The 24,930-nt window shown below is 40.0% G+C and carries 17 protein-coding genes and 1 tRNA gene; 3 read left to right on the forward strand and 15 right to left on the reverse strand.

Annotated features, from left to right (window positions below):
- Positions 1–290: 290 nt before the first annotated feature.
- The 8 genes from treZ to A7Q09_RS00265 form a co-directional block, all read right to left on the reverse strand.
- The gene (gene treZ / locus A7Q09_RS00230; protein ID WP_244228419.1) at positions 291–2,135 is read right to left on the reverse strand and encodes a malto-oligosyltrehalose trehalohydrolase; all 1,845 of its coding nucleotides are present in this window, start codon (positions 2,133–2,135) and stop codon (positions 291–293) included.
- A gap of 88 nt (positions 2,136–2,223) precedes the next feature.
- Positions 2,224–5,595, reverse strand: a complete 3,372-nt coding sequence (gene treS, locus A7Q09_RS00235; RefSeq protein WP_166791868.1) for a maltose alpha-D-glucosyltransferase — start codon at positions 5,593–5,595, stop codon at positions 2,224–2,226.
- A gap of 99 nt (positions 5,596–5,694) precedes the next feature.
- Positions 5,695–5,776: transfer RNA gene (locus A7Q09_RS00240), tRNA-Leu, on the reverse strand.
- Positions 5,777–6,114: 338 nt separating this feature from the next.
- Positions 6,115–7,509, reverse strand: a complete 1,395-nt coding sequence (locus tag A7Q09_RS00245; RefSeq protein ID WP_134389330.1) for a sigma-54 dependent transcriptional regulator — start codon at positions 7,507–7,509, stop codon at positions 6,115–6,117.
- A gap of 11 nt (positions 7,510–7,520) precedes the next feature.
- Complete coding sequence (locus tag A7Q09_RS00250) at positions 7,521–8,966, reverse strand: ATP-binding protein (protein ID WP_134389331.1); 1,446 nt, start codon at positions 8,964–8,966, stop codon at positions 7,521–7,523.
- Positions 8,956–10,905: a 1,4-alpha-glucan branching protein GlgB gene (gene glgB, locus A7Q09_RS00255; RefSeq protein ID WP_134389332.1), complete on the reverse strand. Its 1,950-nt coding sequence runs from the start codon at positions 10,903–10,905 to the stop codon at positions 8,956–8,958. The genes A7Q09_RS00250 and glgB overlap by 11 nt, the downstream gene beginning before the upstream one ends.
- Positions 10,906–10,987: 82 nt before the next feature.
- A complete protein-coding gene (locus tag A7Q09_RS00260) occupies positions 10,988–12,301 on the reverse strand; it encodes an Nramp family divalent metal transporter (protein WP_134389333.1) in 1,314 nt (437 codons plus the stop codon).
- A gap of 45 nt (positions 12,302–12,346) precedes the next feature.
- Positions 12,347–13,060, reverse strand: coding sequence for a metal-dependent transcriptional regulator (locus A7Q09_RS00265; RefSeq protein WP_134389334.1), 714 nt, complete (start codon positions 13,058–13,060; stop codon positions 12,347–12,349).
- Between the two features lie 119 nt (positions 13,061–13,179).
- Here A7Q09_RS00265 and acnA point away from each other — a divergent pair, with 119 nt between their 5' ends.
- A complete protein-coding gene (gene acnA, locus A7Q09_RS00270; protein WP_134389335.1) occupies positions 13,180–15,924 on the forward strand; it encodes an aconitate hydratase AcnA in 2,745 nt (914 codons plus the stop codon).
- Here the strand turns inward: acnA and A7Q09_RS00275 are convergent.
- From A7Q09_RS00275 to gap, 6 genes are all read right to left on the reverse strand, one after another.
- Positions 15,911–16,507 (reverse strand): alpha/beta hydrolase, encoded by a 597-nt coding sequence (locus tag A7Q09_RS00275; RefSeq protein WP_244228420.1) that lies wholly within the window; start codon positions 16,505–16,507, stop codon positions 15,911–15,913. The genes acnA and A7Q09_RS00275 overlap by 14 nt on opposite strands.
- Positions 16,452–18,089, reverse strand: coding sequence for a peptide ABC transporter substrate-binding protein (locus A7Q09_RS00280; protein ID WP_134389336.1), 1,638 nt, complete (start codon positions 18,087–18,089; stop codon positions 16,452–16,454). Before A7Q09_RS00280 ends, A7Q09_RS00275 begins: the two co-directional genes overlap by 56 nt.
- Positions 18,052–18,372 carry a preprotein translocase subunit SecG gene (gene secG / locus A7Q09_RS00285; protein ID WP_134389337.1) on the reverse strand — a complete coding sequence of 107 codons (321 nt, stop codon included), beginning with the start codon at positions 18,370–18,372 and terminating at the stop codon, positions 18,052–18,054. Before secG ends, A7Q09_RS00280 begins: the two co-directional genes overlap by 38 nt.
- Positions 18,373–18,378: 6 nt before the next feature.
- Positions 18,379–19,146, reverse strand: a complete 768-nt coding sequence (gene tpiA / locus A7Q09_RS00290; protein WP_134389338.1) for a triose-phosphate isomerase — start codon at positions 19,144–19,146, stop codon at positions 18,379–18,381.
- A gap of 10 nt (positions 19,147–19,156) precedes the next feature.
- Positions 19,157–20,374 carry a phosphoglycerate kinase gene (locus tag A7Q09_RS00295; RefSeq protein ID WP_134389339.1) on the reverse strand — a complete coding sequence of 406 codons (1,218 nt, stop codon included), beginning with the start codon at positions 20,372–20,374 and terminating at the stop codon, positions 19,157–19,159.
- Between the two features lie 75 nt (positions 20,375–20,449).
- Positions 20,450–21,493, reverse strand: coding sequence for a type I glyceraldehyde-3-phosphate dehydrogenase (gene gap, locus A7Q09_RS00300; RefSeq protein WP_134389340.1), 1,044 nt, complete (start codon positions 21,491–21,493; stop codon positions 20,450–20,452).
- 301 nt (positions 21,494–21,794) lie between these two features.
- Here gap and A7Q09_RS00305 point away from each other — a divergent pair, with 301 nt between their 5' ends.
- Both A7Q09_RS00305 and A7Q09_RS00310 read left to right on the forward strand, forming a co-directional pair.
- Complete coding sequence (locus A7Q09_RS00305) at positions 21,795–22,748, forward strand: bifunctional methionine sulfoxide reductase B/A protein (protein ID WP_244228422.1); 954 nt, start codon at positions 21,795–21,797, stop codon at positions 22,746–22,748.
- Positions 22,749–23,432 carry a hypothetical protein gene (locus A7Q09_RS00310; RefSeq protein WP_244228423.1) on the forward strand — a complete coding sequence of 228 codons (684 nt, stop codon included), beginning with the start codon at positions 22,749–22,751 and terminating at the stop codon, positions 23,430–23,432.
- Between the two features lie 28 nt (positions 23,433–23,460).
- On the opposite strand, the gene cutA is transcribed toward A7Q09_RS00310, so the two are convergent.
- Positions 23,461–23,775 (reverse strand): divalent-cation tolerance protein CutA, encoded by a 315-nt coding sequence (gene cutA, locus A7Q09_RS00315; RefSeq protein ID WP_134389343.1) that lies wholly within the window; start codon positions 23,773–23,775, stop codon positions 23,461–23,463.
- Between the last annotated feature and the right edge of the window lie 1,155 nt (positions 23,776–24,930).

Consider the following 24,930-nt stretch of genomic DNA (forward strand, 5'->3'; position numbering starts at 1 on the left):
TTACTTTAAAAGATTTATTCATAATAATTATTCATAATGTATAACTATGTTTCGGCAAAAATGGCTCCCTCTCCTCTGGAGCACCCCCAAAATCAGGCGATTTTCACCAAACATGGGGTAGTGGTCTAGAGCCAGTAGAAGAGGCAAACCTCTTTTTGATTGTGGCTAAAAAGTAGGTATAAGCGATCGTTTGGCGGTCTTCAGAGGTCTTGGACATCAAACCAATTTGGGCGCAATTGTGCCAAAATGTAGCATTGATGGCCATCCACCGTATTTAGTGGTAAGAAATTTCAACAACTATAGTAAAGAACGATGTTTTTTGGACTGATCGGAATATATGTGGGTGAGGCAACTAATTGGTCAGGAGAAATGGATCCTGGTCCGCTCCATTTTTCATCAGCAAGATCAAGAATTTTTTCCAATGGATAGACTTCTTCCTCGATCAAATATCTCCTTTCTACTGAGTCGAAGTTAGTTATTCCAAGAAGACTTTTCTGCTTGTTATTAAAAAGAAAGAAAAAGAGCTTTTCTTCTTCATTAAAATTTACAATAGGAGAGATATTTGCAGTGCATATTAAAGATTTATATTTTTGACGTAATGCAATTGTATGCTGATACAATTTCCATAAGATGGCGTGTGTCCCTTCAGTCCTTAATTCCCAATTAATAATAGATTTGTTGAAAGCTTCTTGTTTTGTTGCATTATATCCTTCTTTGTCTCCATGAAAATCTGCGAACTCTTTCAGTCTTCCTTTTTGAACTGCTTCTAGAAGATTGGGATCCCCATGATCGACAAAGTAGAGAAAAGGGTTTTTTTCTCCATACTCTTCCCCCATGAACAAAAGCGGAATAAAGCCTGAAAGAAGAGTTAATACACAAATCATTTTGAGTTCACTAAAATCAATGAGACAAGAAAGTCTTTCTCCTAAATACCTATTTCCAATCTGATCATGATTCTGGGAAAAAACGATCAATTGGCTTCTTTTGACATGTAGGGGTTTTCTTCCATGCTTGCGTTTTCTATAGGAAGAATAGCAACCATCAATGACATATCCTTGCTTAAAAGCTTTTGCAACATGTGAAAGGGTGCCGAAATCAGAATAATATCCTTTTGTTTCCTTGGTTATAAAAGCGTGCAAAGCATGATGAAAATCATCACACCATTGTCCATGGAGATGACAGCCACCAAAGGCTTTCGGATAAATGAATTTGGGATCATTCCTATCACTTTCGGCAATAAGATAATGGGTTTTATTGAATGTGTGACAAAATTCTGTTGTTTTATCGGCTAATTCCTCAAGAAAAAGATACGCGCTTTCGTCATAAATGGCATGAATCGCATCCAGCCTTAAAGCGTCTATATCATATTCAGAAAACCAGAAAAGAGCATTATATATGAAAAAATTTCTAACTTCGTCAGAAAAAGCATCGTCATAATTAATGGCCTCTCCCCATGGTGTTTTATATTTTTGGGTAAAATAAGGAGCAAATTGACTAAAATAATTACCTTCCGGACCTAAGTGGTTATATACAACATCAAGAACCACTGCCATGCCGAGCTGATGACAACTATCCACTAATTTGCGCAATCCCCATGGGCCTCCATAACTATTCTGAACGGCAAAAGGATAAACCCCATCATATCCCCAATTTCTTTTTCCTGGAAATTGCGCAACAGGCATAAGTTCTAGAGCGTTTATTCCTAATTCTTTTAAGACTGGTAGTCTGGGTATGATTGCCTCAAAAGTTCCTTGTGGAGTGAATGTTCCCACGTGCAATTCATAGATAATGTAGTCATCTAAAGAGGGTCTTTTTTCAGTGAATGCACTCTTTTTAATTGCTGAAAAATCGATAACTTCGGATCGGTCATGGACACCGTATGGCTGATATCTAGAAGCTGGATCGGGATATTCTTTTAGCTTATTGATTCTGTATTTATACCTAATTTTGTTTTTTTTCTCGTGGGTTTTTAGTAAGCCCCTCCAATATCCTCGACTATCTTTTTCCATAGGGATGGTTAGATCTTCTGGTTCATAGATGTGTACAGCGCAATCCGAAAGGAAAGGGCCCCATACAACAAAAGAGACTGCATCATTAGAACAAATTGAACCTACTGGAATTATAGAAGACAACATGTCCATAATCCTTAAACTATGTCCATAAAAAAAGTTGTTCTTCTGCCATGGTGAGAGAAAAGAAAACGGTCCTTATTGAATTACTTCTTCATTGAGTCTTAGCCATTGGCATGGTTTTTGCTTGGCTGATCAAGGTTAATGGAAAATTAAGAAAAGACAGAACTGCTTTGCATAAAAAGGAGGCTTCCTTCATTAAAGATCTTTTCAAGGAATATTCTATTTCATAGAGCACTCTTTCTAGCAAGCAAAAGTGGAGCAATCGTTCTTTTTCTTCTTTTGTTTGTGGAAGGATTTCAGGCTTTGCCACTTCTAAGTATCGGTTGAAAAAAACGGCTGTAGCATACCTATGCCAGCAGAGCGAAATATCTTCTAGCCATGGCTTATCTTGAGAAAACAGCAGGGAGGATTCAAGAGCTGAAATTGCTGCTAAATAGAGAGAAAAGATCATACTAGCAATATCCTTTAGCGGTGTTTTTTTTAACTTTCTCTGGCTAAATGGGATTTCTGTTTCTCCTTCAAAATCGATGATTACGAAATCTTTTCCTGTATACAAAAGCTGTTGTAAGTGAAAATCCCCATGAATCCGAATTTTTAACCCGTAATTGCCAGAATGGAGAATCTGTTGAAGTTGTTTTTCAATGACATCTATTTTTTCATAAAAGCCTAAAATTTCTTTGTCTTTTAAATCCTTAATGTTTTTCGACAATTGTCTTTGTAGACGCAAAAGATACTCCATGGCCGATTGAAAGAGGCTACGTTGATACCATGTTGTGAACGGTTCAGGGGAGAAGTTTGGATCTTTGTTTTCAGCTGAAAGCCAATTATGCATCATGGCAGTTTTTTCAGCGATCGCCCGTAATTTTTCAACATAAGTTCCTTCCAGAATTTCCTTACATTCGGATGGCCACCGTAAAGGATCCATCTTTAGGAGGTCTCTAGGAGATGAAAACAACTGTTTTGATTCGAGGACTCTCTCATAATATCGACTCAAAGAATCGATGGTCAGCTGCCAGCAATCTCCTTGGTTAGGAATGAATTCTTCTACCAAGCATAAAGAATGGACCATTCCATCTGTGGATAAAAACTCAACCTTTCCAAGGTACTTAGGGAAGAAAGGAAGGCTTTCTTTAGATTCTAGATATTCTAAAATTTCTATTTCAGGGTTGATCCCCTCGTTGAGTGGTCTGTAAAACTTGCACATTATTTTATTTTCAAAGTTGATCAACAAATTTCTTTGTTTGTCAGGAAGCACTTGAGAGGAAATGGGCAGTTGTCCTTCTCTAGAAGTTTCTTCAAGTTTTGAAGAAGGCTTTGCCACCACTTTACCCTTTCTTAAGTTTATATGTCTGCCAGAAGCAATCCAATCAAGCATCCAGGAACGAAATGTCGATTCATATATGGCATCAGTAAGCAGTCCCTCCTGTTCCTTCTCTTTGAATTTGCAAAACACGCACTCTGGATTTTTCTTTCCGATTTCATCAACGTCTTTTGCTTCATTTTTTTTCAGAAAAAAGAAAAATGGTTCTGGATTTCCTACATCGTAATAAAAAGCAAACAACACACACTGTATATCTTCTCCTAAAAATTGGAGGGCTTTTAATTCAATTGCGTCCTGTATTTCTACCCGCAGCAGCTTTTTGCCCAGAAAGTTAAACCACCTAAACTGAGAAAGGTATAAGGGCAGGACTTTGGAAGCAAAACGTTCCCCCTCTGAACTTAACCAAAAGGATGGCGAAGGGACCTCTTCAAGAGCGATCGTTGAAACTCTTTCCAATTGTTGAGGAGAAGAGTCATAGGATGGATTGAGAGAAAACCAGAAATAAGCATAGGGAGAAAGGACAAATAGAAGAGGGTTTTCGGTTATTTTTGGTAGGGTAGCTTTACCGAAAGTTTCCGTTGGAATATAGCCTATACAATCAGGTAGACTGATTTCCGTCACTTGAGTAAAACGGGAGAGATTTATAACAACCAATAGGATCTCTTCTTTGTATTTTCGAATGAAAGCTAAAACCTTAGGATTACTTTGATTGATGATTTCTATGGTTCCACGGCTGAACGCTAGATATTTTTTCCGCATGCTGATTACACGACGGATCCACCAAAGAAAGGAAGAGAGGTTGTTTTGTTGCAATTCCACATTAACGGCCTGGTAATGATATTCAGGATCTATGATCAGTGGCAAATAGAGTCGTTGAGGATTAGCCTTTGAAAAGCCTCCATTTTTTTCTTCAGACCATTGCATTGGGGTTCGAACTCCATTGCGATCTCCTAGATAGATGTTATCTCCCATGCCGATCTCATCCCCATAGTAAATGATTGGTGAACCCATGAGAGAAAAGAGAATCATAAAAATGAGTTCCATTTTTTTTCTGTTGTTGTCGAGGAGCGGAGCAAGTCTTCGCCGAATTCCTAGATTGAGTTTTGCTCGAGATTCTTTCGCATAGACCCTGTACATGTAGTCTCTTTCTTCATCGGTGACCATTTCTAAGGTCAATTCATCATGATTACGAAGGAAAGTGGCCCATTGGCAACAATCAGGAATAGGGGGCGTTAGTTCTAAAATATCCACTATAGGATAGTTTTCTTCCATTCGCATCGCCATAAAAATCCGTGGCATGAGTGGGAAATGGAAGGCCATATGGCATTCGTCCCCTTGACCAAAATAAGCTGCGGCATCTTCCGGCCATTGGTTAGCTTCTGCAAGAAGCATCCGATTTGCATAATGAGTGTCAACATAGCTGCGGAGTTCTTTAAGAAATTGATGGGTTTCAGGCAGATTTTCACAACTGGTTCCATCCCGTTCGAAAAGATAAGGCACTGCGTCTAATCTCAACCCGTCGACTCCCATTCCAAGCCAAAAATCGATAATTTTAAATATTTCTTTTTTAACCTCAGGATTATCGAAGTTTAAATCCGGTTGATGAGAATAAAAACGGTGCCAGTAATAAGCTTTTGCTACAGCATCCCATGTCCAATTGGATGATTCAAAATCTTTAAAAATTATTCGAGCTTCTTTAAATTTTTCCGGATTATCACTCCAGACATAATAGTTTCTGTAATTGCTTCCCACAGGAGAATTCCTAGCCCTTTGGAACCATGGATGTTGATCAGAAGTATGATTAATAACTAACTCGGTGATTACTCTTAAGTTTCTCTTATGAGCTTCCTTTAAAAAAATTTTGAAATCATTTAGCTCTCCATAATCAGGATGCACAGCGCAGTAATCAGATATGTCATATCCGTCATCTTTCAAAGGAGAAGGATAAAAAGGCAATAACCAAATGGCATTCACTCCAATCGACTTGATGTAGTCCAGTTTTTGAGTCATTCCTATGAAGTCACCAATCCCATCATCGTTGCCATCAAAAAATGATTTGACATGGACTTCATAAATGATGGCATCCTTCCACCAAAGCGGAGGTGGAGCGTATTCCAATTTTTCTATTAGCTCTCTATGCATTGTTCTGTGGAAAAAGTGGCTGTCCATGTATGTCAGTAGGACTAAAGTTTAAAGGAGAAATGAATGAGAAGGGAAGAAAAACATCTATCCAATACAAAATGCACTCGGGGAGACTCGAACTCCCACGGGAAAACCCACAAGCACCTCAAGCTTGCGCGTCTGCCGATTCCGCCACGAGTGCATAAAAGACAATCGGCTTTTTTCTATAAACTTTCAATCCTTTGTTAATCTTCCACAACCCTTATAGGAATTGAACGCTTAGCAAGCCCCCCCGCTATGGTTCTCTATCCGTTATCCCTGCCGAAGCAGGATGCCTACATACCACTTCTAACCTTTTTATACTAGATCTATGAATGCTCCTTTGCAAGCCAAAAAAAATAGATGGAATATAGAGGATATTTCTCCCATTCTCTGAATGGGAGGCGAACCCGTAACGTTCTCTAGGAAAACACCTATTTGCCCTGGCATTCCTATATGTCTCAACTTTGCGAAAGCGGAAAACTGGAGGAAAGCAGAAGCTCAATCAGCATCGAACATTTTTTTTTCAATTCTATACCTAAGCCAGTCTCGAGTTACCCCTAAAAGGCGTGCTGCTTGAGAAAAATTCCCATGTGTCTTTTCTAGAGCCGTTTTTATTAATTCTCCTTCAAATGCTTTCAAAGAGAATGGTTCGTTAAGTAGCCACTTTATGAGTTCTTTTTTATCAACAAAAGGTTGGGGGAAGAAGCTATTGTCTTGAAACCTTTTTTTTAAGACTGCATCAATATGCCTTAAGCTAATGATATTGTCTTCACACCATAAGACGGCTTGCTCGATTTTATGGGAAAGTTCCCGAACGTTTCCAGGCCAACTGTAGTTTTGAAAAGTCTCTATTACTTCTTTCCCTAATCCTTGAATATTTTTTCCATAATGAGCAGCGTATTTTCTAAGAAAATAGTTGGAAAGCTCGGCTATGTCCTCTCTTCTTTCTCTTAAAGGAGGCAAATAGATGGAAACAACGTTCAGTCGGTAGAGAAGGTCAGGGCGGAAGGATCCTAAGCGGACTTTTTCTGTTAGGTTTCTATTTGTCGCAGCAATAATCCAAAGATCAATTTCCCTATCCTTAACACTGCCCAAGCGACGAATTTTTTTGCTTTCTATGGCTGTTAGTAATTTTCCCTGCAGATTGATTGGAAAATCTCCGATTTCATCCAAAAAAAGCGTTCCCCTATCGGCTGCTTCCATCAAGCCAGGCTTTGCATTTCTAGCTCCCGTAAAAGCACCCTGCTCATGTCCAAACAACTCGTCTTCAACGAGATTTTCTGGAAGAGAAATGCAATTAACATGAATAAAAGCTTTGTCTGATCGGGAACTTTTTCTGTGGAGCAGACGGGCGACAACTTCTTTACCCGTTCCAGTTTCTCCGGTGATTAATACGGATGGAGGTGACTTCTCCAAAGGAAGAGCGACAAGTTTTTGAATGGTTTCCCTAACACGAGTCATGGCTAGGGAAGAGCCAATTAGCTCAGTTTCTTCTCTTTTTCGGTAATAGTCAATTTCTCTTTTTAACCGAACGGTTTCCTCTATTTTTAGAATTAATTGACCTAATCTTTGAAGATCAATCGGCTTTTGGATATAATCAAAAGATCCTAACTTAATGGCTTCCACAGCATCTTCGATCGATCCAAAAGCCGTAAAAACAATTGAATAGAGATTTGGATTAAGGGCTTTTGCTTTTTTTAACAGCTCAATGCCTCCCATTCCTGGCAGGCGGCAGTCAACGAGGAGCAGCTCAGGATTCATTTCCAGGCATTGGCTTAAGCCTTTATCTCCATCGAAACAAACGGTGGTCTCATGGCCTTTGTTTTCCAGAAACCGTTTTAAAGAAAGAGCCAGATTCTTTTCGTCCTCAACAACAAGAACAGTAAGTCCCATTGATTTTATCCTTAGCCATTAAAGCTTGAAAACTTAATACTGGCAATAGTCCCTTTGCCTACTTCACTTTGTATGGTCAACAGTCCGCCATTTTGTTCGGAATATCTTTTAGCAATAGCAAGACCGAGACCAGTTCCTTCTGGAGATGTTGTGAAAAAAGGTTGGAAGATTGTGTCGATGATAGCAGTAGGGATGCCTTGACCATGATCAACAATTTCAAGAAGGACTTCTTTCTGAGCGGGATCAGAGCGGGTGATTATTTGAATTAAACCGCCTTTTTCACTTGCGTTGATAGCATTAGCAAGCAGCTCTATAATCACTTGTTCAATTTGAGAGGAATCAGAAAGGATAGGTGGTAAGGAAGGATCCAGTTGCAAATCGATGGTTATAGCCTTTGATGGTGTTCGAGAAATACTAGGAATGAGCGCCCTTAATAGATCATTCAGATTGGTTGGATGGCGATTGGGAACTGATGGTTTTGTGTAGGAAAGAAGATGATTAATTCTACTGTTAAGGGTATCCGTTTCTTTCATGATTTCTTTAAGAGTTTCTTTTGCGGATTCATCCAGATTGTCTTGAAGTAAAGAGACTTCAGCTAAAGCCCGTATGCTTGAAAGAGGGTTTTTAATTCCATGAGCAACAGCTGCAGCCATAGCTCCAATTGAGGCTATTCTTTCTGATTCAATAAGTTTACTTTGAAATTTGTCGATCTTTTCAAAAAGATGGGCGAAGGCCTCTGATAGTTTTCCTATTTCTCCATGGAATGAGGGGAAAATTATTTTTTTGGGCTCTGCTTTTCCATTTTCAACAACTTCGATCAGTTTTTGCAAAGGAAGAGAAATGCCGAGATTTTGCCATCTATAGACCAACCATAGAATCACTCCACTGCAAAGGAAGCTGAGAGGAAAAACAGTTTGACTAAAGCTCACCAATTGTTGTTCTTTCTCTGCGATACTATTAATTGCTTGTAAATAGACCTTGTTTTGAATGTCAGCGATTATTTTGTCAAACTTATAATATTCCTTTTTTTCTATTTCCTCTTTTTTGGCTTCCAAATGCTCTTTGCTAGTTAATTTTGTAGCCTCTTCGAGTATGCTTAAACTACAGCTACTCAAATTCTTCCACTGCTCTTTAATAGCCTCAAAGGAAGTCTTTTCTTCATTGTCTGAAAAAAGAGACTCAATCGAAACAAGCTTCTGGTTTATGAGAGTCGAAAAATAGAAATAATCAGTTTTGTCATAAGGGTTCTGGCCATCGATATAATCGGATATTTCTTTGATTAGCTTGTATCCAAGCAATTTGATGTCATTGAGCAATCGAATTTTTTCAGAGAGAAGCTGAATCTGTTGGATATTTTTTAAGGATAAAGCAGAGACCCAAGCCATTTCAAATCCTAGCGTCCCGATAAGGATGAAAAGAAGGAAAGCGGCAAGTTTAATTTTTGAGCTAATCTTCATGCGTTTTTTTAAAGGCGATACAAGCAAGAGGAGGGAGGGTAAGAGAAAGAGAATATGGTTGGCCTTGCCAAACGAGGGGCGAAGCCATTTCTCCTTTCGTAAAGACTAAACCACTGCCACCATACTCCAGGGCATCGCTGTTGAAAATTGCTTTCCAAAATCCATCGAAAGGGGCTCCTACTAGATAATTGAGCCTTGGAACAGGAGTGAAATTAAAAACACAAAGAATATGATCTTTTTCATCAGGAGATTTTCTTATGAAGCTTATGATACTTTTTTCATAATCTGAAAAGTCTATCCAATAGAAGCCGTTGGGAGAGAAATTATTAGCGTGGAGGGCTTTTTCGGATTTATAAAGGAAATTGAGGTATTTCACCATTGATTGGAGCTGTTTATGGAATCCTTCAGAGGCCAAATGCCAGTCAAGGCTTTTTTCATGATACCATTCATCCCATTGCCCAAATTCTCCACCCATAAAGATCAGTTTATGCCCAGGAAAAAAGTACATGTAAGAAAATAGGGCTCGTAAATTTGCAAATTTCTGCCAGTTATCTCCAGGCATTTTCCTTAGCAAAGAGCCTTTTCCATAGACCACTTCATCATGGGATAGGGAAAGAATAAAGTTTTCTTGAAAAGCATACCAGGCACTGAATGTTAGCCGATTTTGGTGATATTTTCTATAAATGGGATCGAGAGAAAAATAAAAGAGAGTATCATGCATCCAGCCCATGTTCCACTTGAAGCCAAACCCAAGACCTCCGGCATATACAGGTCGTGTGACCAACGGATAAGCCGTAGATTCCTCAGCAATAAGCTGTATACCAGGAAATTCTTTATAAAGGGTTTCGTTTAGGGTACGTAGAAAAGCTATGGCTTCGAGATTTTCGTTTCCTCCATATTTATTGGGAATCCACTCTCCTGGCTTTCTTGAGTAATCGAGGTAAAGCATTGAAGCGACCGCATCAATTCTCAAAGCATCTGCATGATATTTTTCGATCCAAAAACGGGCACTGCTAATTAGAAATTCTTTAACTTCATATCTTCCATAATTGAAAATATAGCTTCCCCAGTCTGGATGATAGCCCTGTCTGGGATCGGCATGCTCATAAAGGTGTGTTCCATCGAATAATCCTAAACCATGCCCATCGGTGGCAAAATGAGAAGGAACCCAATCTAGAATCACTCCAATCCTGTTTCGGTGCAGATAATCGATGAGAAACATAAAATCTTGAGGTGTCCCATAGCGGCTGGTAGGAGCGAAATAGCTCAAGCACTGGTAACCCCAGGATCCATAGTATGGATGTTCCATTACGGGGAGAAATTCGACATGGCTAAAGCCCATTTCTTTGACATACTTGGCTAGCAGAGGGGCAATCTCCCTATAGGTCAAAAACCTGTTGTCTTCTTCTTTTTTTCTTTGCCATGATCCAAGATGCACTTCGTAAATATTCCATGGGCAATTTAAACAATTGTTTTTTTCTTTATTATCCATCCATTCTTTATCGAGCCATGTGTAGTCTAAATTCCAAACAATAGATGCACTTTTGGGAGGAGTTTCCCATAAAAAAGAAAGAGGATCACCTTTGACCGTAACAATTCCATTGGCTTTGGACTTAATATAGTACTTATAGAGATCCCCTTTGACGACCCCAGGAATAAAGATTTCCCATATACCACTTTGATCCTCCCTGAAAACCATAGGATTTGCTTTTGGATCCCACTGGTTAAAGCTACCAATCACAGAGACTGATTCAGCGTTGGGAGCCCAGACCGAAAAGTACGCTCCCTTTTCTCCTTTCCAACTTGTAAGATGGGATCCTAATTTTTCGTAAAGGTTGTAAAGGGTTCCATGCTTAAAATGATGGATGTCTAGATCGCTAAAAAGGCTAGGATAATGAGGTTTAGAAGAAGGCAAAAGAGGCGTTGAGGAGTTATTCATATCGGATTGTTTTAAATTACTTTCACTAAATAGTTATTATTTGTATGGAATGAACAGATAAAATCATCACCGGTTTGTGATTTTAAAAAATTTTCGATATTGAATCTACTAAAAGAAATATATTTAGCAGAATGACAAGGAGAGCAATGGCCCATCCTATTATAGATACTAAGGGAGTTGCGCTAAATACTCCCATAATGGCCTTATTCTGATTCACAAGGAGAAGAGGGATCAGCGCAAAGCCGATCCCAAAGCTTAGTACCACCTGAGAAAAAATCATAAGTTTGGTGCTGTCTATGCCAAGAAAAATAGAAAAGATCGCTGGCAACATGGTAAAGAGCCTTCTAAACCATATTGGAAAGGTAAAATGAACGAAGCCTTGCATAATCACTTGTCCAGCTAGCGTTCCTACAGCGGATGAAGAAATACCCGAAGCGAGCAAAGAAAGTCCAAAAATGGTTGATGCAAAAGAACCAAGGGCAGGAATGAGAGTTTGATAAGCCATTTCCAAACCATTAGGAGCGATATTCCCTTGATGGAAAATGGCGGCGGAAACAATCAGCATGGCCATATTAACACCACCAGCAATTCCCATGGCCAAAAAAACATCCACCAAAGAATACTGAAGTAATTTTTTTTTGCTTAAGCAATCAGTTGTAGAAATTCTGTCTTGGGTTAAGGCAGAATGAAGATAGATAGCATGGGGCATGACGGTGGCTCCAAGAATACCGGCTGCCAAATAGATGCTTTCTGGAGATTGAAAATGTGGAATGAACAATCCATAAAGGATAGAATTCCTATCTGGGTGAGCTATAAACAATTCGAGCAGGTAACACAGGGCGACTATCCCCACGAAAGCACCAACGATTAGTTCCATCAGTCTGAAACCTCTTTTTTGTAGATAAAGAATGAGGGAAGTGGTGATTGCTGTTAGACAAGCACCCCAAATGAGAGGAAAACCAAAAAGAATTTTAAAGCCAATAGCGGCACCAATAAATTCAGCAAGATCCGTGGCTATAGCCATGATTTCAGCCTGAATCCAGTAAAAATATCTAAAAAAGGGGCTTTGAATTGAATCTCTTATCCATTCAGGTAAGTTTTTTCCAGTAACCATCCCTACCTTTGCAGAAAGCCATTGGACAAATATTGCCATCAGGTTAGAAAGAAGGACCACCCACAGAAGAGTATATCCGTATTTTGAGCCACTTTCTATGTTGGTAGCATAGTTTCCCGGATCGATATAAGCAATGGCTGCAATGAAGGCTGGTCCAATGAAAGGAAAAAACCTGTTTATTATTTTGGGTTCTTTTCCTTCAAGAATTTCCTTTGCTCTTTGTATGACCCAAGAATCAATTTGAGAACGTTTTAGTTGAAATTCTCTTTCTGTTTTTTTCATTTATCTTTAAAGAAGAAGACCGCAGTAAGAAGGGAAGTTTAAAAGTTATTGGGTTTTTCCGCTTATTAAGGAAGAAGGGACAATCATGATTTCTTCGCTTATAGAGAGAGGAATTTTTATTGGTTTTTGTTCTTGTCCCAAGATGGAAAGCTGCATGCAGTCTTCGAATTTGTCTAAGACTGTGATGATGGTGCCTGGCAGCAAGTTAAGGGTCTTGAAATGTTTTAAGGATTGTCTGTCCTGTAACATGATTCTTGTAATTTGAGCTCTATCTCCTTTTTTAAGAGAGTAAAGTGTTCTTTCAGTGGTGTCGGTTGGCATCACCAGGTTAAAAGTAGGAATAGGGTCGCCATGAGGATCCCTTCGAGGATGACCAAGCATCCTAGCGATTGCTTTTTCAAATTGTTCGCTAATGACATGCTCCAACTGTTCAGCTTCCCCATGTACTTCATCGAGGCGGTAGCCCAATTTTTCAGCTAGGAATGTTTCCAGGAGACGGTGATGTCGAAGGATTTCTAAAGCGACGCGATTGCCTGCTTCGGTAAGATAGATGGCTTGATAGGGTTTTCTTTGAACTAACCCCAGTTCCATGAGTTTTTTGATCATATCAGTGACGGAGGCTGATTTGACCCCAATTTTTTGTGCTAGCGCTAAAGTGGTGACAGGCTCTCCTCTTTCAGAAAGGAGAAAGATTTCTTTGAGATAATCTTCTTGAGAAGTGCTAAGTTGTAGAGTTGATTGTCTATTTGTTTTCTTCATGGATTGTTACTTTAATAATTTAGATTATTCTAAAAGTTTAAAAGAAAAATGATTTTTCTTGATAAAGTTGTAAAATTCATAACAAAAAAGAAAAAAACATTGATATATTTTATAGATCTATGAATTCTTTTTTTTCTTTTACTGGAATTGTACAGTCCTTTTCTGTGGCGGGATTGGAGGGGAATTTTTCTTATTACAGCCTTCCGGAGCTTCAGCGTCAGTTTTTCCCCAAATTAGATAAACTTCCCCTATCTTTGAGGCTCATCCTGGAATCTGTTCTTCGAAACGCTTGTGAAGGTAAAGCCAAAAAAGAAGATGTTGAAAAATTCTTTGCTTGGCCCGCTCCTGCAAAGGATGAAATTCCTTTTTATGTCGGAAGGATCCTTCTCCAAGATTTCACTGGTGTTCCCTTGTTAGTTGATTTAGCGGCGATGAGAGATGTTGTGCAAAAGGCGGGAAAAGACCCACGATCCATTGAACCACTTATACCAGTGGATCTCGTTGTTGATCATTCCATTCAGGTGGATGCTTTTGGGATCAAAGGGGCTTTTCAATATAATTTAGAAAAGGAACTAGAAAGAAATAAAGAAAGATATTCTTTTTTGAAATGGGCGCAGTCAGCTTTTTCGCGTTTTAGAATTTTTCCTCCTGGGATAGGCATCTGTCATCAAGTTAACCTAGAATATTTGGCTAAAGGTGTTCTAAGCAAAAAAGAAGCTCAGAGAACAGTACTTTATCCTGATACTTTGTTGGGAACTGATTCCCATACCACAATGATTAATGGACTTGGAATCGTTGGGTGGGGAGTGGGAGGCATTGAAGCTGAAGCAGCCATGCTTGGAGAACCCTACTACATGTCTATACCTGAAGTGGTTGGGGTCAGATTAATTGGGACTCTCAAAGAAGGGGTCATTGCAACTGACCTTGTCCTTGCTCTTACTGAAAGATTGAGACAAGAAGGGGTCGTTGGAAAAATCGTTGAATTTTTTGGTCCTGGTATTCTTTCATTGTCTGTACCAGATAGAGCGACCGTTGCAAACATGGCTCCAGAATATGGAGCAACAATGGGTTTTTTCCCAATCGATGAGCAGGTCCTTTTCTATTTCAAGCAAACTGGCAGAGAGCAGCATTGGATAGATTTGATCGAAAAGTACTATAAAGCTCAAAATCTTTTTGGAGTGCATACCGAAACTTCAGATGTCATTTATTCTCATGTCTTTGAGTTTGATTTGGGTAATGTAAAACCATCGGTGGCTGGACCTAGAAGACCACAAGATAGAATTTCTCTTTCTGAACTTCCACAAAAGTTTTATTCCTTATTGACTCGGCCAGCTCTTTCACAGGGCTACGGCAAGGACCCTCAACAGATAGAAAAAAAATATAGAATCCATTCCTATCCTTTTAGAGATAGTAATGGGCAAACTGAAATTGGAGATGGTTCTATTGTCATCGCCGCTATTACTAGTTGTACAAATACTTCTAATCCTATTGCGATGATAGCTGCAGGACTGTTGGCAAAAAAAGCCGTTCTCAAGGGATTGAAGGTCCCTGGATTTGTGAAGACTTCTCTTGCTCCTGGTTCTAGAGTCGTTGAAGATTATCTATTAAAAAGCGGACTTCAAGAATTCTTGGATAAGCTTGGCTTCAGCATTGTTGGCTTTGGATGTACAACTTGTATTGGAAATAGCGGACCTATTTCTGAGGAAATTGAGCAGACAATAAAAATGCACGATCTGGTGGTTGCCAGCGTTCTTTCTGGAAACCGAAATTTCGAGGCTAGGATTCATCCTTCAGTAAAAGCCAATTTTCTCATGTCTCCTCCTTTGGTTATTGCTTATGCGCTTGCAGGTTCTCTCTTCAAAAATCTTTTGGAAGATCCACTAGGCAGGGATCAAAATGGCAAAGAGGTTTTTTTAAAAGATATTTGGCCTAGTTCTGAAGAAATTCGTGAAGTGATGAATAAAACCATTCAACCGGATAGCTTCCGTAGACTTTATGAAGAGTTTTTAGAAAAAAATGATTCTTGGTCTAGAATCGATTATCAACAAGGAATACTGTATTGTTGGGATCCGTCAAATACCTACATTCAGTATCCTCCGTTTTTTGAGGAGGCTATCTATTCTGAAAAGCCAAAACCTACTCCTATTATCAATGCTAGAACATTATGCTTGCTTGGGGATTCTGTTACTACTGATCATATCTCTCCGGCCGGCACAATTCCTCTACATTCACCTGCTGGTCGTTATCTTTTAGAGAAAGGAGTAGCCTTTCAAGATTTTAACAGTTTTGGATCGCGTCGTGGAAATCACCATGTAATGGTAAGAGGGACCTTTGGGAATGTAAGACTGAAAAATTTTATGGTTGGGGGAAAAGAAGGGGGAATCACCCGACATCTGCCTGATGGGAAAGAGATGTCAATCTATGAAGCAGCTATGCTTTATAAAGAAGAGCAGGTGCCACTGATTGTGTTTGCTGGAAAAGAATATGGCTCGGGAAGCTCTCGGGATTGGGCTGCTAAAGGGGTCAAACTTTTGGGAGTCAAAGCAGTAATCGCAGAAAGTTTCGAAAGAATACACAGAAGTAATTTGATTGGTATGGGGGTTTTGCCCCTTCAGTTTGAACCTGGTCAAAGTTGCAAATCGGTGGGTATAGACGGTTCGGAACTGTTTTCTATTCCTCAATCCAGAGATTTCATTCGGCCGGGACAGCGCGTACTTTTAGAAATAAAAAAAACTGACGGAACAGTAAAAAATATCTCCTTAGTCTGCCGGATTGATAATGAAGCTGAATTTAATTATTACATTCATGGAGGGATTTTACCTTACGTTGTAAGACGCGTTTTGAAGGATCCTACGCTTCGTTGAGCAGGGAGATGAGAGTTATTTTTGCTTTGAGTAAGCAATACTCAACCATATCTTCATGCATAACTACTGTTGATGGGTCAATTTTAAAAGCTTGTTCTATGATAAAATTCTTTGTCTTTTGACCACAAAAAACATAATCAGCTATTCCTTTTCCTAAGCGGCCAAAGAGAAAGGGGATTCTGGCTCCATTTCTTTGATAGCAGACAAATCCCTGAACTACGTTTTCAGGAACCCTAAGACGATTGGTGCAGAAGGCAATGGGATCTATAAGATAAAGGAAGTCCACTTTTTTTTGTTTAGTTAGCATCTTGCAGAGATTGATTGCTGAAATGGCTCCTCTGCTATAGCCAAAGATGGTCAATGAGGAATCAGTTTTTTTGCAGGCTCTTGCAATGCGCCCAAGACGCAATAACGAAGTCGGTGGAAAAACAAGAGCCAAATTTTTTTTGCCTAATTCAGCCAGCTGGTAATTAACATAAGGAAAAGAGGCGGGACCAAGACCATAAAAGCCAATATTTATTTTTTTGCTAGTTCTTGCGAAATAGTTTTGAGAGAGGGTGTTCATCGAGAAGATTGGGTTCAATGCCGCCAATTTTTTCTGGATCATAAAGCAAGATACCTGAATAAAAATAGAGGGGGACAATGGGAAGTTCTTCTTCCACCAAGATTTTTTCAGCGGATTGCAAGATTTGGAATCTATAGGAACGATTAACTTCTTTTTGTGCTTTTGTTAGCAGCTCTTCGTATCGGTTGTTAAACCATCCTGTTTCATTGTTAGAAGAAAATTGGGTAAAAAGATTCAAAAATGTTGTGGGATCGGCATAGTCCCCGACCCAACTTGATCTAGCAATATCAAAATCAAGCTGAGAAAGTGAATTAAGATAGACTTTCCATTCTTGATTCCTCAATCCAACATGGATGCCTAAATTTTCTTGCCACATTGCTTGAATTTCCGTAGCTATCTGTTCGTTTAATTCTCCAGAGTTATAAAGTATAGAAAGGGGAGGGAACCCCTTACCGTTTGGATATCCGGCTTCAGCCAGAAGCTTTTGGGCCATTGTTGGATTGTAGGGAAGACCGGAAGGCGAGTTATATCCTGGAATTCCAGGGGGAGTGATAGAGCCGGCTGGCAGTTCTCCCCCTCGAGTAATTGTTCTAACAAGGCGTGTTTTATCAATGGCCATAGCTAGTGCACGGCGAATCCGGCTGTCGTTCAAAGGCTTGCGTTTGGTGTTGAATCGATAGAAATAAGTCGCAAAAATTGGTGAGGAGTGGAAATAGGGCTTTTGTCGAATTTTTTCTATAAAAAAGGTAGGAACGAGTCCCTTGTCAAGAATAAGATCGGCAATTCCGCAATAGAAAAGATTAAAAGCAGTCGAAGCCTTAGTTGTGGTGAGTAAGTCAAGCTCTTTTGTTTTAATCGAGGATTGCGCCCAATAATGAGGATTTTTTTTAAGGACTATCCTATCATTAATCTTCCACTCATCCAAAATGTAAGGACCATTGGAAACGATTTTCCCAACTTTTATCCAATCCTCTCCATAGAGATGGATTGTGTCAATGGGAAGCGGAAAGAATACAGGCTCAGCGACAAGCTGAAGAAAAAAAGGGATCGGATCCTCAAGTTGTACTTCTAATATAGATGGCCCAATAGCTTTGATGCCGACCAATGAGAAGTCGTTGATTTTACCTTCATAATAAGATTTTGCATTAGTAATCCAAAAAAATAGATCTGCGTATCGAGATCCCTGATTGGGGTCGAGGGCTCTCTTCCAGGAAAGGACGAAATCCTTTGCCTCAACTGGTTTTCCATTAGTCCAGAAAGTCTTACGTAAATAGAACCGATAACATCTACCATCGGCCGAACATTCCCATCTTTCGGCAGTTCCTGGGATAATCTCTCCTTTTGCATTCCATGCCGTCAGTCCCTCAAAAAGGGCTTTGACAATTCTTCCCTCTAATTGGCCTGTTATAACGTGAGGATCTAAAGATTCAGGTTCTGGTCCGTTGATGATGACGATTTGATCAGCTGTCGATTTTACTTTACAACTGGATAAGAAAAAAAAGCCAAACAGAGGAAAAAGTAGTAAAAGAGTTTTGAGACTGGTTAACAACAATAGTTTTGGGTTATTTTTTCGATGGAAGCCTTTGGTGCTGCTCCACATCGGCTTTATGTAGCTTTTGTTGAATAGTTGTTTGGCTGCTAGCTCGATGAGCATAGAGAAATGCTAATAATATCGAAAGAAAAAAGAATATGCCAGAAAGCCAAACCGTTATTTTAATGAGTATGGAAGAGGTGTGAGCTCCAAATAAAGTATCGGTGACAGAGCTACCGAATGCGGCACCTAAGCCTTCCTGCTTACTCCTTTGCATCAAGATGACAAATACAAGAAAAAGGCAGGTAATAATGTAGAGAACCAGAAAAAAACCGATTAAAAAATCATACATATATTTTTATAATTTGTTGTTCAATATTATCGAGGAAAAGGAGTGCACGTCAAGGCTTGCCCCTCCTATAAGTAAGCCATCAATGTCGGGGCAAGCAAGAAGCTCTTGGGCATTTTGCGGAGTCACACTTCCACCATATTGGATCCGGATTTTTTGAGCAATTTGATCAGAAAAAAACTTTGTCAGTTGCTCCCGAATAAAAAAATGAACTTCTTGGGCTTGTTCTGAAGTAGCATTTTTGCCTGTTCCGATGGCCCAGATCGGCTCATAAGCAATAATACAATCGACCACCTGCTTTTCTTCTATGGCCATTAAACCTAATTCTAATTGGGATAGTATTTTTTCTTTCCAAATGCCTCTTTGTCGTTCTTCAGCAGCTTCTCCGATACAGAGGATAGGATGAAGAGAGGCTGATAAAGCGGCTTTGACCTTTTTGTTGATGAACTCGTCGGATTCTCCTAAATGAATTCTTCTCTCTGAATGTCCAACAATGACATAGTGGCAATAAAATTCCCTAAGCATCCAAGGAGAAATTTCTCCGGTATAAGGACCGTGAGAAGCGGGATATAAATTTTGAGCTCCAAGACGCACTTGAGAAGAATGATTCAGTAATTCACTGACGGCTTGAAGAGCCGTAAAAGGAGGGCAGATCACTATATCAGCAGCTGAATAGTCGCCTAATTCCTTAAGAAGGGCTTGGACAAAAGCTTTTGCTTCGGAAACAGTTTTATTCATTTTCCAGTTTCCGGCGATAATTTTTTTTCGGGTATTCATAGGCTGTTGATTATCTATCCGGAATAGAGGCTATGCCCGGAAGTACTTTTCCTTTGAGAAAATCTAGTGTCGCTCCACCTCCTGTTGATATGAAACTTACTTTATTGGATAATCCACTTTGATGCAACGCTTTGATCGAATCCCCACCTGCTACAATGCTAATAGCTGAAGGATTTTCAGAAATGCTTTTAGCTATCGAAAAAGTTCCTTTTTCACAACCAGGGATTTCAAAAACGCCCATAGGCCCGTTCCATAAAATGGTTTTTGCGCCTTTGATTTCCTGACCGTAAGACTGCATGGTTTGAAGTCCAATATCTACCCCAAGCCTTCCTTCAGGAATGTCAATACCAGTAGTCCATTCGAGGGATTTGGCTATTTTTTGTTCGAAATCGATCGATGTGGTGACAAGATGATCGATAGGGAGCAAAAACTTTATATTTCTTTCATTTGCTTTTGCTAGGGCTTCAGTGGCCACAGAAATTTTATCGGGTTCTACAAGAGAATTGCCAACTTTGTGTCCTAAAGCTAGGAGAAAAGTGTAGGCCATTGCACCGCCAATCAACAGGCTATCAGCTTTTTCTAAAAGGCGGTTGATAACCTCTATTTTGTCTGAAACTTTGGCTCCACCTAAGATAACAACAAAAGGTCTTCTTGGGGCTTCTAACTCTTGACCTAAGTATTTCAGTTCTTTTTCCATCAAAAATCCAATGGCTTTTTCTTTGACAAAATGACTGACGCCCTCAGTGGAGGAGTGAGCTCTATGAGCTGATCCGAAAGCGTCATTAACATAGACATCAATGAGAGAAGCAAGTGCCTTTGAAAATTCTGGATCATTTTTTTCTTCTTCAGGATGGAATCTTGTATTTTCTAAAAGCAGAATTTCCCCTTCGGCTAATTGTTCTTTTGCTTTATCTACCTCTGGGCCAATACAGTCGCCTACGAATTTAACAGGAACACCAAGTAATCTGTTTAAAAGAGGAGCAATAGGCGCAAGGCTTTCTTTTGGATTCTTTTTGCCTTTAGGTCGACCAAGATGGCTGATCAATACAATCTTGGCTTTTTGATCTATTAAGTACTTTAGTGTTTCTAGTGTTTCGAGGATTCGCGTCTGATCCGTAATCACATAACTATTGGTGGTCTTGTCTAGTTCCAAGGGTACATTGTAATCAACTCTGACTAGAACTCTTTTCCCTTTTAAAGAAAGATCACGAATGGTGATTTTCACAATAAATCCTTTCTTGGTGGGTATAAGAACCCTTCTTTGATCAAGATCAAAGAGTTGTTTTTTTTAAATAGTTAACGATTAGATCTGACTTGCAATGTACTTAGCAAGATCAACACAGCGACAGGAATATCCCCATTCATTGTCATACCAAGCAATCAGTTTGTAAAAGCGGCTATTCAAGGCAATTCCGGATCCCGCATCGAATATGCTGGAGTGTGAATCCTTCAAATAATCCCTGGAAACCACTTGCTCCTCCGTATATCCAAGAATACCTTCTAAATAACTTTCACTGGCCTTTTTCATAGCCTCACAAATTTCAGCATAACTTGTTTCTTTTATAGTTCTCACCGTAAGATCCACTACAGAAACTGTCGGTGTGGGAACTCTAAAGGCCATTCCAGTCAGCTTTCCTTTAAGTTCAGGAATAACTAGTGTAGTGGCCTTGGCAGCTCCCGTCGTTGCGGGGATAATGTTGCCTTCTACAGCTCTTCCACCCTTCCAATCTTTTTTCGAAGGACCATCTTGAAGTCTCTGGGAAGCCGTATAGCTATGGACGGTTGTCATTAATCCTTCTTCTATACCAAAACCTTCTTTCAGGAGCACGTGGACCAAGGGAGTTAGACAGTTAGTTGTACAACTAGCATTTGAAATGATCGTATGCTTTTCCATATCGAGCTGTTCATGATTGACCCCCATGACCACGGTAATATCTGCTTCTTTTCCAGGAGCAGTAATGATAACCTTTTTAGCTCCAGATTTGATATGGCCAATGGCCTTGCTAGCTGCAGTAAACAAACCGGTCGATTCGAATACGATGTCCACACCTAATTCTTTCCAGGGCATCGCCGCAGGACCCTCTTTTATGGAAAGACACTGAATAGTATGCCCATCGACCTCAAGTAAATCGTCCTCTTCAAGGTTGTCTTTTGATTTAGAGCTTTTGACTGAAAAAGGACTTCTTCCATAGTTTGTGTCGTATTTTAGTAGATAGGCAAGGTTGTCTGCTGAGACTATATCATTAATTGCAACAACTTCTAACTTGTTTAAAAGCTTCTGCTCAGCAATTGCCCTTAAAATCAGTCTTCCTATTCTCCCAAATCCATTGATTGCGACTTTTGGCATCGTATATCTCCTCCCTTTGTCGTAGTTGAAGATAAATTAAGTTTATATATACTATAAATGGTGAATTTCATCGTCAACGGAAAAAATTGAAACTGTTATTTTATAAGTTTTGATTAATAATGGCTAACCTACTTATACACTAGTGGATGAAGAATAAAGTTAAAAATTATTAAATTTGATGAATTTCAATCGACTTGGGAGCATAGGAAGCAATACGGGGCTAATTTTTATATTTATAATATTTGTTATAGGATCAGTTTTTGTATTTAAAGCGATCTCAACGCCAAAAAAGGAACATAGCATGCAATTATATTTTATCGATATTGATGGAAAACTCGTCGGTCCAGTGTCTTCTCAAAGGATTCAGTTTGATGATTCCAAGTGGAGGTATTTGTTGGGGGCAGAAGTTTTTCGCATTACAAGAAGAGCTGGAACGGAAGCTCCCTTTTGTGGAGACTTGCTCGATATACATCAAAAAGGGATTTATAAATGTTCTTCTTGTGGACTTCCCTTGTTTTCTTCGGATTCCAAATTTCATTCAGGCACTGGGTGGCCAAGTTTTTTCTCTCCTATTGCAAAGGAAAACATCATGGAAAGAGTCGATCTTTCCTTAGGCATGATTCGTACCGAAATTCTTTGTGCACGCTGTGGAGCTCATCTTGGACATGTTTTTGAAGATGGACCTAAGCCAACTGGCCTTCGTTATTGTGTTAATTCCGCTTCGCTTGTTTTTACTCCACAGTCTTTTTATGACAAAGTTACAACTGATGGCAGGAAGCTTTCTCAAGCCGCATTTGCTGGAGGCTGTTTTTGGGGAATTCAAGATTATTTCAAAAAAGTAGAAGGAGTAATTTGGGCGGTTGCAGGGTATGCAGGAGGTACTGTGTCATTTCCTACGTATGAACAAGTATGTAGGGGCAGGACTGGTCATGCCGAAACTGTTTACCTGCTGTTTGATCCCACTATAATAAGCTATAAGAAACTTTTGGAGCTGTTTTGGCAAATCCATGATCCAACAACGGCTGATAGACAAGGACCCGATGTTGGCTCTCAATACAGACCTATTATTTTTTATTATAATGAAGAACAGCGACAAGAAGCCATTCAATCCAAAGAAAATTTAGAAAAATCGAAATATTTTGGAAAAAAACTTGCTACAGCTATTCTCCCTGCTGCTCCTTTTTATCCCGCTGAAGAGTATCATCAAGACTATTTAGAAAAGCATCATTTAAGCAATGCCTGTCATAGGAGATAAATGGGAAAAATGGCGCCATATTATCACAAAATGGCTAAACCCTTCTGGGTCCTTTATTATTGGTTAACAGTGTTTGTTTTTCTTGTTCCTGATTTAGAAGCCGTAGGAAACAAATCAGTTGAATACCTTAAAGCACCTTATGAATTTGACCCTAAAATTTGGCGTTATCTTTTCGATGACAAGCCAGTGATTCTCTTGCAAAAGCATAAATCAAAAAACGGTTCGCTCTATTATATTCTAGAAAAGATAGAAACATCTGACCAAGCCCATATGGGAACTACCTATTATATCCAATCTGTTCATGGCAAGGTTTATCTTCTATACGAAGATAGGAATACGGAATCTCCCATTCCTCCTTTGACAAACATGGGCATCCCTTGGGATATCGCTGTTGAAATCGAAAAGGTCAACTTAATGCACAAAATAAACTCTATAGGAATAAAAAATACTTCCAAGTGGGTGGTTGAGAGTATTACCAAACATAGAAATATTTATTTCTATACTCCAGAATTTATCGAGGCAGCTAAGAGACTGAAGATTCTTCCCAAAAATTATAAATTGCCTCCATTGTTGCCTAAAGATGAAGCTGAGCTAGAAAAATATTTATCGACTAAGATTACTCCCATTCTCATTGATGCACAGTTGGTTGGAGAAAGTGCTCCCACAAATTCTTTGAATAGATAGGCAGATTGATTGCAGCAATTTTTTTAGTCTATGTTAATTCCTTTTCCCACCAACGTAAATAAGGAAGAAACACTTGAGATGGTTCAAAACTTATAATTTCTGGACATTCATAGCTGTGGTTTTCCTTAATGAACTGCATCAACTCTTCCCACTTTTCTTCTGAAGATTTGGCAATGAGCATAGCCTCTTGTGTTTCTTGCTGTTTGTTTTCCCACCAAAAGAATGAATAAACGAGGGGAATAATATTGACACAACTAGCAAGTCGTTTTTTAACAATAAGTTTTGCCAATCTTTCTCCTTCCTCTTTATCTGAACAGCTCATCAAAACGACACGTGGCTTCATACTTCCTTTATAAAATGAATCTTCCCAGAATTCTATTTAATAAAAAGTTTTAAAAAAAGAGCTGAACAATGCTTATCACCAATCGAAAAGTTTCAAGAAAAAAAAATCAAAGTTCACTCATTATAAATGATTCTTCAACAAATTTGCGCGGGAGTCCCCGCCTTTCAAGGCGGAGAGGGATAGCGCCGCCGCGCAGCGGCGATGCTTTACAACTGAAACATAATACTCGTGAACATGAATGAATTGCCAGCCACCCAATCGCTGAGGTGCAAACTGAAGCTCCTGCTCACTAAAGAGCAGGAGGAGGCGGTGCGGAGCACGGCGTTGGCTTTCCGTAACCCCCCTGAATCACGCATCCACTGTTGCTTTTGTGGGCGGGAAGATATCGCAAGGCATGAAACTGCAAAGACTGGTGTCCCAGGATTTGCGCAAGAGGTTCGGGCTGCCAGCTTAAATGGCATGCAACGTGCCCAGGCAAGCGGCTTCGGCCTACAAAACCCTCTAGGAACGCGCCAAAGCGGGCGCGGCCCATAAAGCGAAAGGCTGGATCGGCCCGGCTAAGGGGCTTGACAAGGCCGTCGAAAAGGCTTTGGACCGGAACCCGCAAGCCCCATCACCACAGTCAAGGGTGTGGACATGAACCGCCGGAACATCGCGGTGGAATCCAATACCCAAGGCAAATGTCTTTTTATCTTGGTGGACACCGAAGGCACCGCACCTGGCCAAGGGCGTGCTGCCAGTAGACGAAGTGCGCTCCAAGCGAAGAGCAATCGCGGAGCCACACGCGATGGTAGGCATGGAGTGGCTGAAGGCTATCCGTCATCGAACCGAGCGCAGACAGTCGGAGAAGGTTTCCGTCAAAAGCCGCAAGGGGAGCACTTGGAGTTTTGCGGAGCTACAGGCCAAGACGGTTTACAAAATTCGGCTGTCGGGCGGAGTGCCGGATTGGGTGGATGCGGATTCCTCCAGCCAGAGACGGCCGGTTTGCGGGCATGTTGGGCGGGAGAATCGGCCCAATAAGGGACTGCTGTTTGTTGCGTCCATTGTGGGTATACGCTCCATGCCGATTTAGTGGCTGCCAGAAACACATCAGCATGCGAACGCTCCTCATCTGGCAAGACTGGGTGAGGACGGGGCGATTGTCAGCCGTCCCTG

Source organism: Methylacidiphilum sp. Yel (assembly GCF_004421185.1).
In the GTDB taxonomy this organism is placed as follows: domain Bacteria; phylum Verrucomicrobiota; class Verrucomicrobiia; order Methylacidiphilales; family Methylacidiphilaceae; genus Methylacidiphilum.

Coding starts and splice junctions, on each gene's coding strand:
- treZ (WP_244228419.1), bottom strand. CDS start 2,135: ATGTTGTCTTCTATAATTCCAGTAGGTTCAATTTGTTCTAATGATGCA.
- treS (WP_166791868.1), bottom strand. CDS start 5,595: ATGCATAGAGAGCTAATAGAAAAATTGGAATACGCTCCACCTCCGCTT.
- A7Q09_RS00245 (WP_134389330.1), bottom strand. CDS start 7,509: ATGGGACTTACTGTTCTTGTTGTTGAGGACGAAAAGAATCTGGCTCTT.
- A7Q09_RS00250 (WP_134389331.1), bottom strand. CDS start 8,966: ATGAAGATTAGCTCAAAAATTAAACTTGCCGCTTTCCTTCTTTTCATC.
- glgB (WP_134389332.1), bottom strand. CDS start 10,905: ATGAATAACTCCTCAACGCCTCTTTTGCCTTCTTCTAAACCTCATTAT.
- A7Q09_RS00260 (WP_134389333.1), bottom strand. CDS start 12,301: ATGAAAAAAACAGAAAGAGAATTTCAACTAAAACGTTCTCAAATTGAT.
- A7Q09_RS00265 (WP_134389334.1), bottom strand. CDS start 13,060: ATGAAGAAAACAAATAGACAATCAACTCTACAACTTAGCACTTCTCAA.
- acnA (WP_134389335.1), top strand. CDS start 13,180: ATGAATTCTTTTTTTTCTTTTACTGGAATTGTACAGTCCTTTTCTGTG.
- A7Q09_RS00280 (WP_134389336.1), bottom strand. CDS start 18,089: ATGTGGAGCAGCACCAAAGGCTTCCATCGAAAAAATAACCCAAAACTA.
- secG (WP_134389337.1), bottom strand. CDS start 18,372: ATGTATGATTTTTTAATCGGTTTTTTTCTGGTTCTCTACATTATTACC.
- tpiA (WP_134389338.1), bottom strand. CDS start 19,146: ATGAATACCCGAAAAAAAATTATCGCCGGAAACTGGAAAATGAATAAA.
- gap (WP_134389340.1), bottom strand. CDS start 21,493: ATGCCAAAAGTCGCAATCAATGGATTTGGGAGAATAGGAAGACTGATT.
- A7Q09_RS00305 (WP_244228422.1), top strand. CDS start 21,795: ATGCAATTATATTTTATCGATATTGATGGAAAACTCGTCGGTCCAGTG.
- A7Q09_RS00310 (WP_244228423.1), top strand. CDS start 22,749: ATGGGAAAAATGGCGCCATATTATCACAAAATGGCTAAACCCTTCTGG.
- cutA (WP_134389343.1), bottom strand. CDS start 23,775: ATGAAGCCACGTGTCGTTTTGATGAGCTGTTCAGATAAAGAGGAAGGA.